Below are 15,847 nucleotides of genomic sequence, written 5' to 3' on the forward strand. Positions count from 1 at the left end.
GGAGAAAGACCATGATCAAATACATTCTCGAAGTCGTGCACGGCACCTTCACCCAGCTGCGCAGCCTGGTGATGATCTTCGGCCACGCGTTCCGCAAGCGTGACACCCTGCAGTACCCGGAAGAGCCGGTGTACCTGCCGCCGCGTTACCGTGGCCGTATCGTCCTGACCCGCGATCCCGATGGCGAGGAGCGTTGCGTAGCCTGCAACCTCTGCGCCGTGGCCTGCCCGGTCGGCTGCATTTCATTGCAGAAGGCCGAGACCGACGACGGCCGCTGGTATCCGGAATTCTTCCGCATCAACTTCTCCCGCTGCATCTTCTGCGGCCTGTGTGAAGAGGCTTGCCCGACCACCGCGATCCAGCTGACGCCGGATTTCGAAATGGGCGAGTACAAGCGCCAGGACCTGGTGTACGAGAAGGAAGACCTGCTGATTTCCGGCCCCGGCAAGAACCCGGACTACAACTTCTACCGCGTCTCCGGCATGGCCATCGCCGGCAAGCCGAAAGGCACCGCGCAGAACGAAGCCGAGCCGATCAACGTCAAAAGCCTGCTGCCGTAAGGAGTCGCCTGGAATGGAATTCGCCTTCTATTTCGCCGCCGGCGTCGCTGTGCTGGCAACCCTGCGGGTCATCACCAACAGCAACCCGGTGCATGCCCTGCTCTACCTCATCGTCTCGCTGCTCGCCGTATCGATGACCTTCTTCAGCCTCGGCGCCCCGTTCGCCGGCGCCCTGGAGATCATCGTCTACGCCGGCGCGATCATGGTGCTGTTCGTTTTCGTGGTGATGATGCTCAACCTCGGACCGGCAATCGCCGAACAGGAGCGCAAGTGGCTCAAGCCCGGCGTCTGGATCGGTCCCGGCGCGCTTTCCGCGCTGCTGCTGGTCGAGCTGCTGCTGGTGCTGTCGCGCACCCCGAGCGGCGCCGGCATCGGCCATACCACGGTGGACGCCAAGGCCGTCGGCATCAGCCTGTTCGGTCCGTATCTGATGGCCGTGGAGCTCGCCTCCATGCTGCTGCTGGCTGCGCTGGTCGCCGCCTACCACCTCGGCCGCCACGAAGCGAAGGAATAACACGATGAATGCAATCCCCCTGGAGCACGGGTTGGCATTGGCCGGCGTGCTGTTCTGCCTCGGGCTGGTCGGCCTGATGGTTCGACGCAACATCCTGTTCGTACTGATGAGTCTGGAAGTGATGATGAACGCCGCCGCGCTGGCCTTCGTGGTCGCCGGCAGCCGCTGGGCGCAGCCTGACGGCCAGGTGATGTTCATCCTGGTGCTCAGCCTGGCCGCGGCCGAGGCGAGCATCGGTCTGGCGATCCTCCTGCAACTGTATCGCCGCTTCCACACCCTCGATGTCGACGCAGCAAGCGAGATGCGCGGATGAACCTCCTGCCCCTGACATTCCTGTTCCCCCTGGTCGGCTTCCTGCTGCTGTCTTTCTCCCGCGGCAGATGGTCGGAAAATCTCTCGGCACTGGTCGGTGTCGGTTCCGTCGGTCTTTCCGCGCTCTTCGCGGCCTGGTCCATCTGGAACTTCCACAGTGCGCCTCCGGAAGGCGGCGCCTACACCCTGGTGCTCTGGCAGTGGATCGCGGTGGAAGGCTTCACGCCCAACTTCGCCCTGTATCTGGACGGCCTGTCGGTCACCATGCTTGGCGTGGTCACCGGCGTCGGCTTCCTGATCCACCTGTTCGCCTCCTGGTACATGCGCGGTGAAGAGGGCTATTCGCGCTTCTTCGCCTACACCAACCTGTTCATCGCCAGCATGCTGTTCCTGGTGCTCGGCGATAACCTGCTGTTCCTCTACTTCGGTTGGGAAGGCGTGGGCCTGTGCAGCTACCTGCTGATCGGCTTCTACTTCAAGCACGTGCCGAACGGCAACGCGGCGCTGAAAGCCTTCATCGTCACCCGCGTCGGCGACGTGTTCATGGCTATCGGCCTGTTCATCCTGTTCGCCCACCTCGGCACGCTGAACATCCAGGAACTGCTGACCCTGGCTCCGCAGCACTTCGCCAAGGGTGACTTCTGGATCAACATGGCGGCCCTGATGCTGCTCGGCGGTGCGGTCGGCAAGTCCGCCCAACTGCCGCTGCAGACCTGGCTGGCCGACGCGATGGCCGGCCCGACTCCGGTCTCCGCGCTGATCCACGCGGCAACCATGGTGACCGCGGGCGTCTACCTGATCGCCCGCTGCCACGGCCTGTTCGAACTGGCGCCGAGCATCCTCGAACTGGTCGGCATCGTCGGCGCGGTCACCCTGGTGCTCGCCGGCTTCGCCGCCCTGGTGCAGACCGACATCAAGCGTATCCTCGCCTACTCCACCATGAGCCAGATCGGCTACATGTTCCTCGCCCTCGGCGTCGGTGCATGGGGTGGCGCGATCTTCCACCTGATGACCCACGCCTTCTTCAAGGCCCTGCTGTTCCTTGCTTCCGGTGCGGTGATCATCGCCTGCCACCACGAGCAGAACATCTTCAAGATGGGTGGTCTGTGGAAGAAGCTGCCGCTGGCCTACGCGAGCTTCATCGTCGGTGGCGCCGCCCTGGCCGCCCTGCCGCTGCTGACCGCCGGCTTCTACTCGAAGGACGAGATCCTCTGGGAAGCCTTCGCCAGCGGTCACCAGAACCTGCTGATCGCCGGCCTGATGGGTGCGTTCCTGACCTCGATCTACACCTTCCGCCTGATCTTCATCGCCTTCCACGGCGAGCAGAAGACCGAAGCGCATGCCGGCCACGGGATTTCCCACTGGCTGCCGCTGGTGACCCTGATCGTGCTGTCCACCTTCGTCGGCGCGCTGATCACCCCGCCGCTGGCCGGCGTACTGCCGGAAAGCGTCGGTCATGCCGGTGGCGAAGCCAAGCACAGCCTGGAGATCGCCTCGGGCGCCATCGCCCTCGCCGGCATCCTGCTCGCCGGCCTGCTGTTCCTCGGCAAGCGTCGCTTCGTCAGCGCCGTGGCTGAAAGCGCTCCGGGCCGCTTCTTCGGTACCTGGTGGTTCCATGCGTGGGGCTTCGACTGGGTGTACGACAAGCTGTTCGTCAAGCCTTTCCTGGTGATCTCTCACCTGCTGCGCCGCGACCCTGTCGACCGTTCCCTGAACCTGGTGCCGTTCACTGCCCGCGGCGGCCACAACCTCCTCAGCCTCACCGAGAACGGCCGCCTGCGCTGGTACGCCGCTTCCCTGGTGGGCGGTGCCGCGCTGCTGCTCGGCGCGCTGCTGCTGACCTAACGAATTCACGGAGAGAATGAGCCCGTCATGATTCTGCCCTGGCTAATCCTGATCCCCTTTATCGGCGGCTTCCTCTGCTGGATCGCCGAGTACACCAGCAAGACCCTGCCCCGCTGGATCGCGCTGCTGTCGATGACCCTGACCCTGTTCCTCAGCCTGTGGATCTGGCACACGGGGAACTTCCAGTACGCGCCCACGCCGGGCGCCGATCCGCAGTGGACTCTCGAGTTCAAGCTGCAGTGGATCGAGCGCTTCGGCATCAGCGTGCACCTGGCGATGGACGGCCTGTCGCTGCTGATGGTCGCCCTCACCGGCCTGCTCGGCGTGCTGTCGGTTCTCTGTTCGTGGAACGAGATCCAGCGCCGCATCGGTTTCTTCCACCTGAACCTGCTGTGGATTCTGGGTGGTGTGATCGGCGTGTTCCTGGCCATCGACATGTTCCTGTTCTTCTTCTTCTGGGAAATGATGCTGGTGCCGATGTACTTCCTCATCGCGCTCTGGGGTCACAGCTCGGAAGACGGCAAGCGCACCCGCATCTACGCCGCCACCAAGTTCTTCATCTTCACCCAGGCCAGCGGCCTGATCATGCTGGTGGCGATCCTCGGTCTGGTGTTCGTGCACTACAACAGCACCGGCGTGCTGACCTTCGACTACGCCCAGCTGCTGAAGACCGAACTCGCCCCGGGTGTGGAATGGCTGCTGATGCTTGGCTTCTTCGCCGCCTTCGCGGTGAAGACGCCGGTGGTCCCGGTCCACTCCTGGCTGCCTGACGCCCACGCCCAGGCGCCGACCGCGGGTTCCGTCGACCTCGCCGGCATCCTGCTGAAGACCGCCGCCTACGGCCTGATCCGCTTCTCCCTGCCGCTGTTCCCCAACGCGTCGGCGGAGTTCGCGCCGATCGCCATGTGGCTCGGCATCATCGGCATCTTCTACGGCGCCGTGCTGTCCTTCGCGCAGACCGACATCAAGCGCCTGGTGGCCTACTCCAGCGTGTCGCACATGGGCTTCGTGATCATCGGCATCTACTCCGGCAGCCCGCAGGCCATGCAGGGCGTGGTGATCCAGATGATCGCCCACGGCCTCTCGGCAGCCGCGCTCTTCATCCTGTGCGGCCAGCTCTACGAGCGGCTGCACACCCGCGACATGCGCAAGATGGGCGGCCTGTGGTCGCGCATGCCGTACCTGCCGGCGGTCAGCCTGTTCTTCGCCACCGCGTCGCTGGGCCTGCCGGGCACCGGCAACTTCGTCGGCGAGTTCCTGATCCTGATCGGCGCGTTCAAGGTGGTTCCGACCATCACCGTGATCGCCACCTTCGGCCTGGTGTTCGCCTCGGTCTACTCGCTGATCATGATCCACCGCGCCTACTTTGGCCCGTCCAATTCGGACAAGGACGTCGCAGGCCTGAACTACCGCGAACTGAGCATGGTGCTCGGGCTGGCGGTGCTGCTGATCCTGCTCGGCGTGTACCCGCAACCGGTGCTCGATACCTCGGCCGCAACCATGCATGGCGTCCAGCAGTGGCTGAACGCTGCCTATTCCACCCTTGCAGCACGGTAGTCGCGAAATGACCTTCACGATCCAACACTTCATCGCGCTCCTGCCGCTGCTCATCACCAGCGCCACCCTGGTGGTGGTGATGCTGGCCGTGGCCTGGAAACGCCATCACACACTCACCGCGACCCTCTCGATCATCGGCCTCAACCTGGCGCTGATCTCGATCCTCCCGGTGCTCAATGTCACCCCGCTGGAAGTCACGCCGCTGCTGCTGGTCGACAACTTCGCCTGCTTCTACATGGCGTTGATCCTGGTTGCCTCCCTCGCCTGCGCGACCCTCGCGCATGCCTACATGGAGAGCTACCCGGGCAACCGCGAGGAACTCTACCTGCTCCTGCTGCTGGCGACCGCCGGCGGCCTGGTGCTGGTGAGCGCGCAGAACCTGGCCAGCCTGTTCATCGGCCTGGAGCTGCTGTCGGTGCCGGTCTACGGCATGGTCGCCTATGCCTTCTTCAACAAGCGCAGCCTGGAAGCGGGCATCAAGTACACCGTGCTGTCCGCTGGTGGCTCGGCCTTCATGCTGTTCGGCATGGCCATGCTCTACGCCGAAGCCGGCAGCCTGAGCTTCGCCGGTCTCGGCGCGCAACTGGCCGAAGGCACCAGCCACAGCCCGCTGCTGGTCATCGGCGTCGGCATGATGATCGTCGGCCTGGGCTTCAAGCTGTCGCTGGCGCCCTTCCACCTGTGGACCCCGGACGTCTACGAAGGCGCCCCGGCGCCGGTAGCGGCGTTCCTCGCCACGGCGAGCAAGGTCGCGGTGTTCGTGGTGCTGCTGCGTCTGTTCCAGATCGCCCCGGTTGCGCTGGAAAACAGCCTGCTGCAGATCGCCCTGAGCGTCATCGCCATCGCCTCGATCCTGATCGGTAACCTGCTGGCGCTGACCCAGAGCAACCTCAAGCGTCTGCTCGGCTACTCCTCGATCGCCCACTTCGGCTACCTGCTGGTGGCGCTGATCGCGAGCAAGGGCCTGGCCGTGGAAGCCGTCGGCGTCTACCTGACCACCTACGTGCTGACCTCCCTTGGCGCCTTCGGTGTGGTGACCCTGATGTCGACCCCGTACAGCGGTCGCGATGCCGATGCGCTGTTCGAGTACCGCGGCCTGTTCTGGCGCCGTCCGGTGCTGACCGGCGTGCTCACCGTGATGATGCTGTCGCTGGCGGGCATCCCGATGACCGCAGGCTTCATCGGCAAGTTCTACGTGATCGCCACCGGCGTCGAATCGCACCTGTGGTGGCTGATCGGCACCCTGGTACTGGGCAGCGCCATCGGCCTGTTCTACTACCTGCGCGTCATGATCACGCTGTTCCTGGTCGAGCCGAACCTGAAGACCCACGACGCGCCGTTCAACTGGGGCCAGCGCGCCGGCGGCATCATGCTGGTGGCCATCGCCCTGGCGGCGTTCTTCCTCGGCGTCTACCCGCAGCCGCTGCTGGACCTGCTGCAGCACTCCGGCCTGGCCGTCGCTGCCGCCGGCTGAGCCAGCAAGGCAACGAGAAACCCCGCTTCGGCGGGGTTTTTCTTTTCTCCCCTCCCCTTTTCGCGCAACCCCCTGCCTCGTCGATCCATTGCGCCACGCAGCGGCGTATTCGCACCTCTCGTCGGATCGAAATGCCCGCGGATCAAGAACGCTGCGCCGCCGCCGACAACCGATATGTCCCACGATTCCAGTTATAACAAGGACATACAACCATGCACCTGCGTCGTCTCTCCATTCAATGGAAGATCACCCTGCTCGCCGGCTTCTGCCTGCTCGGGGTGGTTTCCCTGCTGGTCGGCCTTTCGGTCTACCGCATGCAGCACAGCACCGCCCTGGTCAAGGAATCCAGCACCCGCATGCTCGACGACTCCGCCCAGGCCCAACTGCAGTCGCAAGGCGAAGTCCAGGCCATGCGCATCCAGCGCTATTTCATGGACACCTACCAGTACGGCAAGGGTTTCGCCCGCCAGGTGATATTCCTGCGCGACCAGGCGGAAAAGCGCTTCCTCGATGCCTATGACCTGCGCGAGGACCTGGTCAGCCAGGTACGCAACGCCCTGGAGTCCTACCCGGAACTGCTCGGCCTGTACGTCGCCTTCGAGCCGAACGCCCTGGACGGCAAGGACAACTTGTTCGAAGGCCAGTCGACCCTCGGCAGCAACGACAAGGGCCGCTTCTCGATCTACTGGGCGCAGGCCGTACCCGGCCAGTTGCAATCGGAGTCCATGACCGAAGCGCAACTCTCCGACACCACCCCCGGCCCCAGCGGCAGCGCCTACAACGCCTGGTACACCTGCCCGATGAGCAGCGGCAAGCCGTGCGTACTGGAGCCCTATTTCGACAACGTCGGCGAACGCCAGATGCTGATGACCAGCATCGCCTTCCCGCTGGAGCAGAACGGCAAGATCGTCGGCGTGATGGGAGTCGACATCAGCCTGGACAAGCTGCAGGAAATCAGCCGGCAAGGCAGCGGCGAGCTGTATGCCGGCAAGGGCGGCGTCAGCATCGTCAGCCCGGCCGGACTGCTGGCCGGCCATAGCGCCGATGAGTCCCGCCTGAGCCAGAAGATCGCCCAGGTCTATCCGGAACATGCCAACGAACTGATGCAGGCGTTCGCCGGCGGCAAGGAACGCATCCTGCGCCACGCCGACCTGCTGCGCGTGCTGGAGCCCCTGCAGCCGATTCCCGGAGCCAAGCCCTGGACCGTGATGCTGGAAATCCCCCAGGAAACCGTGCTCGGTCCCGCCATCGCCCTGCAACAGCAGCTCGACCAGCAGCGCACCCAGGGCACCCTCGCCGAACTGGGCCTCGGACTGCTGGCCGTGCTTCTCGGCCTGCTGGCGGTATGGCTGACTGCCCGCGGCGTGACCCGTCCCATCCTCGGCCTGGCCGGCATGCTGCGCGACATCGCCAGCGGCGAAGGCGACCTGACCCGCCGCCTGAACTCCGCCAGCCAGGACGAGCTGGGCGAGCTGGCCGGCTGGTTCAACCGTTTCCTCGACAAGCTGCAGCCGATCATCCGCGACGTGAAGGCCTCGGTGCAGGACGCCCGCGCCACCGCCGACCAGTCCTCGTCCGTCGCCAGCCAGACCAGCGCCGGCATGCACCAGCAGTTCCGCGAAATCGACCAGGTCGCCACCGCCTCGCAGGAAATGAGCGCCACCGCACATGACGTCGCCAACAGCGCCGCCCTGGCCGCCGACGCCGCGCGCGGCGCCGACAGCGCAACCCGCGACGGCCTCGGCGTGATCGAGAACACCACGCGGATGATCGACAGCCTGGCCAGCGAGATGAGCCTGGCCATGCGCCAGGTGGAAGGCCTGGCGGCGAGCAGCGAGAAGATCGGTTCGGTACTGGAAGTGATCCGCGCCATCGCCGAGCAGACCAACCTGCTGGCGCTCAACGCCGCCATCGAAGCGGCCCGTGCCGGCGACGCCGGACGCGGCTTCGCGGTGGTCGCCGACGAGGTGCGCGGCCTCGCCCGACGCACACAGGATTCGGTGGAGGAAATCCGCCAGGTGATCGAGAGCCTGCAGAGCGACACCCGCGAGGTGGTCGGCGCGATGAGCAACAGCCACCGCCAGGCGCAGGGCAGCGTCAGCCAGGTCGAACAGGCGGTCGCCGCCCTGCAACGCATCGGCGACGCAGTCGGGGTAATCAACGACATGAACCTGCAGATCGCCAGCGCCGCCGAGGAACAGAGCGCGGTGGCCGAAGAGATCAACCGCAATGTCGCTGGCATCCGCGACGTCACCGAGTCGCTTTCCGGCCAGGCGGACGAATCGGCGCAGATCAGCCGCTCGCTGAACGAACTGGCCAATCACCAGCAGGGGCTGATGCAGCACTTCCGCGTCTGAGGTCCCAACCGGCGGAGCTACCTGTAGGTTGGGCTGAGCCCGCGAAGCCCAACGGCAATGTTGGGCTTCACTGCGTTCAGCGCCAACCTACGTCCGGCCAATCCGCAACCTGTAGGTTGGGCTGAGCCTGCGAAGCCCAACGGCGGTGTTGGGCTTCACTGCGTTCAGCGCCAACCTACAGTCCGGCCAACCTACGCCCGGGCGACCTTGAGCGGCAGTTCGATGCATACCCGCAGCCCGCCGAGGTCGCTGCTTTCCAGACGTAGCCGACCGCCGCAGGCCTCGGCGATATCGCGGGCGATGCCCAGTCCCAGGCCATGTCCGGCCACTTGCTCGTCCAGCCGGGTGCCGCGCTCCAGCACGCTGTCACGTTGTCCCTCAGGGATTCCCGGACCATCGTCGTCCACCTGCAACAGATAGCCGTCCGCGCGCTTCTCGATACTCAGGCGGACACGCCCGTCGGCCCATTTGCAGGCGTTGTCGAGCAGGTTGCCGAGCAGTTCCAGCAAGTCCTCGCGGTCGAACGGCAGGCGCAGGCCCGGTTGCGCCTGCCAGTCGATGTCCAGATGCTCGCCATGGATCAGCCGCAGCATGTCGCACAGGCTCGGCAGCTCCTCCGCGCAATCGAAATGCGCGCCGGGCAGCGCCTCGCCCACCAGCCGCGCGCGGCCCAGTTCGCGGGCCAGACGCTGGTCGATCTGCTCCAGATGCTCCTGCAGCAAACGACGCAGTTCCGGCTGGGCGCGCACTTCTTCGCGGTCGGCCAGGCTGATCAGCACCGCCAGCGGTGTCTTCAGCGCATGACCGAGATTGCCCAGGGCATTGCGCGAGCGGCGCAGGCTCTCTTCGGTGTACTGCAGCAGGTGGTTGACCTGGTCGACCAGCGGCGTCAGTTCAAGCGGCACCTGGCTGTCCAGCTGGCTGCGCTGGCCTTCCTGCAACTGGGCAATCTGCTGGCGCACCTGTTCCAGCGGACGCAGCGCGCGGCGCACCGCCAGGCGCTGGAGGAAGAGGATCAGCAGCAGCGCCAACCCGCCGACGCCAAGACCGATCCAGCGCAGGCGCTCCAGCCGTTGCAGCACCGGACCGTAGTCCTGCGCGACGGCGATCTGCAGGTTGAGGCCGATACGCCGGTAGTCGCCACGAAACAGCAGCAGGTGCTGGCCTTCCGGTCCATCCGCCAGTTCCGCCACCAGCCCCTTGTGCGCCGGCATCGGCAGATCGTGGTCCCAGAGCGAGCGGGAACGCCAGGTGGTGTCGTCGAAACGGATCAGGAAATAGCGCCCGGAATACAGCCGCTCATAGATCGCATCGACCCGTTGCGGGTCGAGCTGCAGGCCGGCCGGGCCGCGCTGGATCGCCACCAGCAAGCTCTCCGCCTCTTCCTGCAGGCCGTTGCTGAGATAGCGCCGCAGCCCCTGGTCGAACACCCACAGGCCGGTCTGCGCCAGCACCACGCCGATCACCAGCAGCACCGCGCCGAGACCGATGCTCAGTCGGCGCTGGATGGAATTCAACTCGCCGCCCCGTTGCCGGCGAAGCGGTAGCCCTGGCCGCGGCGTGTCTCGATCACCTCGCGGCCCAGCTTGCGCCGCAGGTGATTGACATGCACTTCGATGACATTGGAATCACGCTCGGTTTCGCCGTCGTAGAGATGCTCGGCCAGATGCGATTTGGACAGCAGCTGTCCGGGATGCAGCATGAAGTAGCGCAGCAGGCGGAACTCGGCGGCGGTCAGATCGATCTCGCGGCCGTCCTGGACCACGCTCTGGCGGCCCTCGTCCAGACGCAGCCCGGCGACGTCCAGATGGCTCTGGTTGGCCAGCCCGTGGGCACGCCGCAGCAGCGCCTGGATGCGCAGCGACAGTTCTTCGGGATGGAACGGCTTGGTCAGGTAATCGTCGGCGCCGGCCTTCAGCCCGTCGATGCGCTCGGCCCAGGAGGCGCGGGCGGTGAGGATCAGCACCGGCGTCGCCAGGCCCTGTCCGCGCCATTCGCGCAGCACGTCCAGCCCCGGTTTCCCGGGCAGGCCGAGGTCGAGGACGATCAGGTCGTAGGGCTCGCTGGCGCCCTGCACGGCGGCGTCGCGGCCGTCGGCCAGCCAGTCCACCGCGTAGCCCTGGCGGGTCAGGCTGGCGAGCAGTTCGTCGGCGAGCGGTACGTTGTCTTCCACCAGCAAAAGGCGCATCAGTCGTCTTCCTTGTCCTTCAGGATCCGGCCATCACGGGCGTCCATCTCGATCTCGCGGACAACCCCGTCGGGAGTGAGCAGCTCCACCTCGTACACGTAGGTGCCGTGCTCCCGCTCCAGCTCCGCTTCCAGCAGGCGCGAGCCGGGATAACGGGCGAGCGCGCTCTGCAGCAGCTGTTCGAAGGGCAGGATGACGCCCTCCTGGCGCAGGCGCAACGCCGTATCCTGACTCAGGTCACGGGCAAGCACGGTCCCGCCCGACGAGCCTAGCACCAGGGCCAGCAGGGCCACGCCATATACAGCGTTCTTCATCAGTGGTCCTGGCGATCCCGGACGATTTCACCGGTCGCGGCGTCGACCCGCACGTCCCACTCCACGCCCTGGGCATCCAGCACGTCCATCTTGTACACGTAGCGGCCGTGCTCCAGTTCCAGTTCGGTATCGGACAGCCTGCCGCCCGGGTGCCGGGCGAGAACCGCGGCATTCAGTTCCTCGAAATTCTTGATGGTGCCGGCATCGCGCAGGCGCAGCGCCTCGTCGGGGCCGATGTCCTTGGCCTGAACGGCGCCAGCGGCAAGGACCAGGGCAAGAGCGGAAAATAGTGCACTCAAGGCTTTCATGAGGATTCTCCTCGCTGTGATTTTTCGACAGTTGCAGGTTAGCGCGAAGGACTTAAACCAAGCTGAACGACTTTCCCTACATCATTCATAGGATGAAGTATTCCTGGCCGGACACGCGGCTCCTTTATAATCCCGCCTCTTGAGCCTGCTTGCAGCGCGAGCCCGCGCAGGCTCCTGCTGCTGCGAGGCCCCGCATGACCGCCATCCAGATCAAGTCCCCCGCCCTCACCCTCAAGGCCGGAGCCCGCGCACTGCGGCGCATCCGCGAACAGGGCCTGGCGCCTGCCGATGTCGGCATCCTGCCCGGCGCCGCGGGTGGCCCGAAAGCCCTCGGCATCCAGGGGCTGGACCTGGCGATCTTCGGCGAATGGCTGCTACGCGCGCCACGCGAGCGCTCGTTGATCGGCGCCTCCATCGGCTCCTGGCGCTTCGCCAGCGCCTGCCTGGCCGACCCGGTCGCCGGCATTCGCCGCCTGGGCGAGCTGTACACCGCACAGCGCTTCGCCAGGAACGCCAGCCTGGCCGACGTCTCCCGCAGTTGCGCGCAGATGCTCGACGACCTGCTCGCCGGCCAGGACACCAGCGTACTGAGCAACCCGTGGTATCGGCTCAATGTCGTGGTGGTGAAAAGCCACGGCCGGCTGGCCCATGACAGCAAGGGCTCGCTGAGCCTCGGCCTCGGCGCGGTGATCCGCGACAATCTGGTCGGCCGCCGCCATCTGCATCGACACTTCGAACGGGTGATCCTGCACGATGCGCGGATGGCCCCGCCGCTGGCCGCCCTGAATGACTTTCCCTCGCGCTGCCTGCACCTGGAAGTCGGCAACCTGCGCCACGCCCTGCTCGCTTCAGGTTCGATCCCGATGGTGATGGAAGGCGTGCGCGACATTCCCGGCGTCGGCCCGGGCACCTACCGCGACGGCGGGCTGCTCGACTATCACCTCGACCTGCCCTACCAGCCCGGTGGCGTGGTGCTCTACCCGCACTTCACCGACAAGGTCATCCCCGGCTGGTTCGACAAGGGCCTGCCATGGCGCCGTGGCGACGCGAATCGGCTGCAGGACGTCCTGCTGCTGGCGCCCTCGCGCGAGTACCTGGCCCGGCTGCCGCACAACAAGCTGCCGGATCGAAAGGACTTCAAGCACTACCTGGGCGACGACGCCGGCCGCGAGCGCTACTGGTGCAAGGCGATGGACGAGAGCCGGCGGATGGGCGACGAGTTCCTCGAACTGGCGGACAGCGGCCGGCTGGGCGAGCGTTTGCAGCCGCTTTGAACTTCCCGGACGGCATGGGTATCGCTGGCGCTCAACCTATCCTACGTAACTACGTGGCTGGGCCGGAGCTCGCGTAGGTTGGTGCTGAACGCAGTGAAGCCCAACGATGGCGATGTTGGGCATTGCAGCCCGCTCCTACGGATACTCCGGCGTTGCGATCCCCTCACCCCAACCCTCTCCCGGAGGGAGAGGGGGCGCGACGGTGTGAGGTGGTACACCATGCCAGCCGGCAACTCCGGACAGTCCCCTCTCCCTGAGGGAGAGGGTTAGGGTGAGGGGGAAGCATCATGACGATGCAAGACAGTTGCTCCTACGGAAAGCCGGCAGGCAGATCGATGAAGCGTGATCCACCCACAAAAGATCGTCCACTGTTACCCCGGCTGCCCGTCCACCCGCGGCTGCCAGAACATCGGCGCGTAGAACCAGGCGAACAGCACGAATGCCAGCACCCAGCAGATCGCCGCCAGCGCCAGGCCCGGCTGCGGCAGCCAGGCGGTGACGAACACCCGCGCCAGCACACCCAGGTTCAGCAGGGCGAACGCCCAGGACATCGCGGCCGGAGGTTGCAGCGGCCGGCCGGTGTGGCCGAGGCTGACGCGGGCGATCATCGCCAGGATCAGTCCGCCCATGCCGCCGACAGTGAGCGCATGCAGCGCCAGGCTCGACGAGAAGTTCAGGCCAAGATGGAACAGGGTCATGCCGACGAAGGCCGCGGCAATCCAGAAATAGGCAAGGTGCAACGACCACAGCAGCGGTACCTGCCATAGCCCGCGATCCTGCCAGCGCGCCAGGCGCAACAGATGACCGGTCGCCAGCGCGCCGAACAGCGGTGCAAATGCAATATGCGCCTGCAGGGTCAGGCCGGCGGCGGTGAGTACGGCCAGCAGCAGCGTGCCGATCAACAGGGCGTTGTCCAGCCATGGCCAGGCCGGCACCTGCTGTTGCCGCCCGAGTCCGCGCTGGGTGAAGAACGGGATCACCCGGCCGCCGATCAGCGTCATCATGCCGGTGATCAGCCAGATTGCGGCCAGCTCCGAACTGCGCTGCCAGCCCTCGTTGCCAGTGGCCAGCCCGAGCATCGACTGCGCATCGGCCAGCGCCAGCAACAGCAGCATCGCCAGTACCGGATAGTTGCGCACCTGGCGGACCTGCCACAGGCTGCGCCCTATGAAGAAAGCCACGGCCGGCAGGAACGCCAGCTCCAGCGGGGTCACCAGCGCCAGCGGCGCACCGAACAGCCAGCCCAGGCGCGCGGCCAGCCACACCCCGGCGAGCCAGATCAGCGGACGGCCGCTGACGCCGGGACGGCCGGTCCAGTTCTGCACCGCGGTCAGCAGGAAGCCGGCGATGATCGCCACGACAAAACCGAACAGCATTTCGTGGCGATGCCAGCCAAGCCAGCCGCCAAGCGGCTCCCAGGCCGGCAGCAGGCCGAGCAGAACGGAAATCCAGGCAACGATGGCGACTATCGCGAACAGCGAGCCACCGAGGAAGAACGGCCGAAATCCCAGGCGCCACAGCGGCGGGATTGCCAGCAACACACGACGATCAACCAGCAACACAGCAAGCCTCCCAGCCTTTCTTGCGCATCTGGTGTTGCGCGACCAGACGCAGGACATAGCCAAGCTTCAGCAAAGTCGGACCGAGGACGGTGAAGCCATGGGCGATCACCACGGCGGGCAGGCTCAGAGTCTGGTCGATGCCATAGCCACCGACAAGGCCCATCAGCAGCAACGCCACGCCGCTGCCGAGCAATGCCGACGACATGCCCAGGTTACGCTGCGGGCAAGAGAACAGACCTTCCATCACACACCTCCTCGGTATCGGGAATCGGCTGCCGGCCCGAAGGACCGGCAGCGGTGGCTCACGCTTCCAGGGCGCTCGCCGGACCAAAGAACTCGTAATGACATTGCCGCTCGGGCACGCCCAGCTCGCGCAGGTGGCGCTTCACCTGGGCCATGAAGGGTTTCGGCCCGAGGAAGTAGGCATCCAGGTCGCGCTGCGCCGGCAACCATTCGGCCAGCAGTTGGCGGCTGAGGAAGCCTTCGGCATGGGAATCGTCCTGTTCGCGCGGCTCGCTGTAGCAGAAGAAGTGCAGCAGTTGCGGATGCGCCCCGGCCTGCTCCTCGATCCACTCGCGGAAGGCATGTACGCCGCCGTGCCGTGCGCAGTGGATGAAATGCACCGCGCGACCATGGCCCAGCGCCTTTTTCAGCATAGCCAGGGCCGGCGTGATGCCGACGCCGGCGGTGATCAGCGCCAGCGGCTTGTCGCTGTCGCGCAGGACGAAATCGCCGGCCGGCGGGAATAGCTCCAGCTCGTCGCCTTCCTGCATCTCGTCATGCAGATGGACGGAGACGCGCCCTTCCTCCTCGCGCTTGACGCTGATGCGGTATTCCCGGCCGTTCGGCGCGTCGGACAGGGAGTAGTTGCGGCGCACTTCCTCGCCATCCAGTTCCAGGCGCAGGCCGATGTACTGGCCGGGGTGGAAGTCCATCAGCGCGCCGCCGTCCACCGGCTGCAGGTAGAAGGAGGTGATCTCGTCGCTCTCCTTCACCTTGCGCGCGATGCGGAAGCGCCGTGCGCCACGCCAGCCGCCCGGCGCCGCCTCGCTTTCGGCGTAAACCGATTCCTCGGCGCCGATCAGCAGGCTGGCCAGTTGCTGGTAGGCCGCGCCCCAGGCGTCGAGCACTTCGTCGGTGGCGATCTCTTCGCCGAGCACCTCGCGGATCGCCCGCAGCAGGCAGGCGCCGACGATCGGGTAGTGCTCCGGAAGAATCTGCAGCGACACATGCTTGTTGACGATCTTCGCCACCAGCGGGCCAAGCTGCTCCAGTTCGTCGATATGCCGGGCATACATCAGCACGCCGTTGGCCAGCGCGCGCTGCTGGTCGCCGGATGCCTGGTGGGCCTGGTTGAACAGCGGGCGCACTTCCGGGTACTCGCCGAGCATCAGCTGGTAGAAGTGCCGGGTCAGCGCTTCGCCGCCAGTCTCCAGCAGGGGTACGGTGGCCTTGATCAGTGCGCGTTGTTCGTTCGACAGCATGTAGTTCTCCTTCGTTACGCAAGACATCGAGTGGTTGTGCCCTGGTAGTTACAGGAACCGTGCCATCTGCAGAGCCCAGTATTCATGGGACTTCCAAC

The 15,847-nt window shown here is 65.8% G+C and carries 14 protein-coding genes and 2 pseudogenes; 9 read left to right on the forward strand and 7 right to left on the reverse strand.

The features are described from left to right. Window positions 1–11: 11 nt before the first annotated feature. The 8 genes and pseudogenes from nuoI to JFY56_RS24690 all read left to right on the forward strand — a co-directional run. Window positions 12–560 (forward strand): NADH-quinone oxidoreductase subunit NuoI, encoded by a 549-nt coding sequence (gene nuoI / locus JFY56_RS03140; RefSeq protein WP_208312005.1) that lies wholly within the window; start codon window positions 12–14, stop codon window positions 558–560. A 13-nt stretch (window positions 561–573) separates the two neighbouring features. Continuing rightward, on the forward strand, window positions 574–1,074 hold the full coding sequence (gene nuoJ, locus JFY56_RS03145; protein ID WP_208312006.1) for an NADH-quinone oxidoreductase subunit J: 501 nt from the start codon (window positions 574–576) through the stop codon (window positions 1,072–1,074). Between the two features lie 4 nt (window positions 1,075–1,078). Next, complete coding sequence (nuoK, locus tag JFY56_RS03150; RefSeq protein ID WP_208312007.1) at window positions 1,079–1,387, forward strand: NADH-quinone oxidoreductase subunit NuoK; 309 nt, start codon at window positions 1,079–1,081, stop codon at window positions 1,385–1,387. Further along, complete coding sequence (nuoL, locus tag JFY56_RS03155) at window positions 1,384–3,231, forward strand: NADH-quinone oxidoreductase subunit L (RefSeq protein ID WP_208312008.1); 1,848 nt, start codon at window positions 1,384–1,386, stop codon at window positions 3,229–3,231. Before nuoK ends, nuoL begins: the two co-directional genes overlap by 4 nt. A 27-nt stretch (window positions 3,232–3,258) precedes the next feature. After that, a complete protein-coding gene (gene nuoM, locus JFY56_RS03160) occupies window positions 3,259–4,788 on the forward strand; it encodes an NADH-quinone oxidoreductase subunit M (RefSeq protein ID WP_208312009.1) in 1,530 nt (509 codons plus the stop codon). A 7-nt stretch (window positions 4,789–4,795) separates the two neighbouring features. Further along, window positions 4,796–6,262 carry an NADH-quinone oxidoreductase subunit NuoN gene (gene nuoN, locus JFY56_RS03165; RefSeq protein ID WP_208312010.1) on the forward strand — a complete coding sequence of 489 codons (1,467 nt, stop codon included), beginning with the start codon at window positions 4,796–4,798 and terminating at the stop codon, window positions 6,260–6,262. A 431-nt stretch (window positions 6,263–6,693) separates the two neighbouring features. Beyond that, window positions 6,694–7,761, forward strand: a pseudogene (locus JFY56_RS24685) (PDC sensor domain-containing protein); the annotation flags it as partial. Between the two features lie 345 nt (window positions 7,762–8,106). Next, window positions 8,107–8,619: pseudogene (locus tag JFY56_RS24690) on the forward strand (methyl-accepting chemotaxis protein); the annotation flags it as partial. A 191-nt stretch (window positions 8,620–8,810) separates the two neighbouring features. Here the strand turns inward: JFY56_RS24690 and JFY56_RS03175 are convergent. From JFY56_RS03175 to JFY56_RS03190, 4 genes are read right to left on the reverse strand one after another with little or no spacing between them, the layout of a single operon-like run. Next, the gene (locus tag JFY56_RS03175; protein ID WP_208312012.1) at window positions 8,811–10,136 is read right to left on the reverse strand and encodes a sensor histidine kinase; all 1,326 of its coding nucleotides are present in this window, start codon (window positions 10,134–10,136) and stop codon (window positions 8,811–8,813) included. Then, the gene (locus JFY56_RS03180) at window positions 10,133–10,807 is read right to left on the reverse strand and encodes a response regulator transcription factor (RefSeq protein WP_208312013.1); all 675 of its coding nucleotides are present in this window, start codon (window positions 10,805–10,807) and stop codon (window positions 10,133–10,135) included. The genes JFY56_RS03175 and JFY56_RS03180 overlap by 4 nt, the downstream gene beginning before the upstream one ends. Next, window positions 10,807–11,121: a PepSY domain-containing protein gene (locus JFY56_RS03185; RefSeq protein ID WP_208312014.1), complete on the reverse strand. Its 315-nt coding sequence runs from the start codon at window positions 11,119–11,121 to the stop codon at window positions 10,807–10,809. The genes JFY56_RS03180 and JFY56_RS03185 overlap by 1 nt, the downstream gene beginning before the upstream one ends. After that, window positions 11,121–11,429, reverse strand: a complete 309-nt coding sequence (locus JFY56_RS03190; protein WP_208312015.1) for a PepSY domain-containing protein — start codon at window positions 11,427–11,429, stop codon at window positions 11,121–11,123. Before JFY56_RS03190 ends, JFY56_RS03185 begins: the two co-directional genes overlap by 1 nt. Window positions 11,430–11,623: 194 nt before the next feature. Here JFY56_RS03190 and JFY56_RS03195 point away from each other — a divergent pair, with 194 nt between their 5' ends. After that, window positions 11,624–12,703 carry a patatin-like phospholipase domain-containing protein gene (locus JFY56_RS03195; RefSeq protein ID WP_208312016.1) on the forward strand — a complete coding sequence of 360 codons (1,080 nt, stop codon included), beginning with the start codon at window positions 11,624–11,626 and terminating at the stop codon, window positions 12,701–12,703. 371 nt (window positions 12,704–13,074) lie between these two features. Here JFY56_RS03195 and JFY56_RS03200 read toward each other — a convergent pair whose 3' ends face one another. From JFY56_RS03200 to hmpA, 3 genes are read right to left on the reverse strand one after another with little or no spacing between them, the layout of a single operon-like run. Then, window positions 13,075–14,265, reverse strand: coding sequence for an NnrS family protein (locus JFY56_RS03200; protein ID WP_208312017.1), 1,191 nt, complete (start codon window positions 14,263–14,265; stop codon window positions 13,075–13,077). After that, window positions 14,252–14,509: a transmembrane sensor/regulator PpyR gene (locus JFY56_RS03205; RefSeq protein WP_208312018.1), complete on the reverse strand. Its 258-nt coding sequence runs from the start codon at window positions 14,507–14,509 to the stop codon at window positions 14,252–14,254. The genes JFY56_RS03200 and JFY56_RS03205 overlap by 14 nt, the downstream gene beginning before the upstream one ends. 58 nt (window positions 14,510–14,567) lie before the next feature. Next, complete coding sequence (hmpA, locus tag JFY56_RS03210) at window positions 14,568–15,749, reverse strand: NO-inducible flavohemoprotein (protein WP_208312019.1); 1,182 nt, start codon at window positions 15,747–15,749, stop codon at window positions 14,568–14,570. Between the last annotated feature and the right edge of the window lie 98 nt (window positions 15,750–15,847).

This window comes from Pseudomonas schmalbachii (genome assembly GCF_017589465.1).
GTDB lineage: Bacteria > Pseudomonadota > Gammaproteobacteria > Pseudomonadales > Pseudomonadaceae > Pseudomonas > Pseudomonas schmalbachii.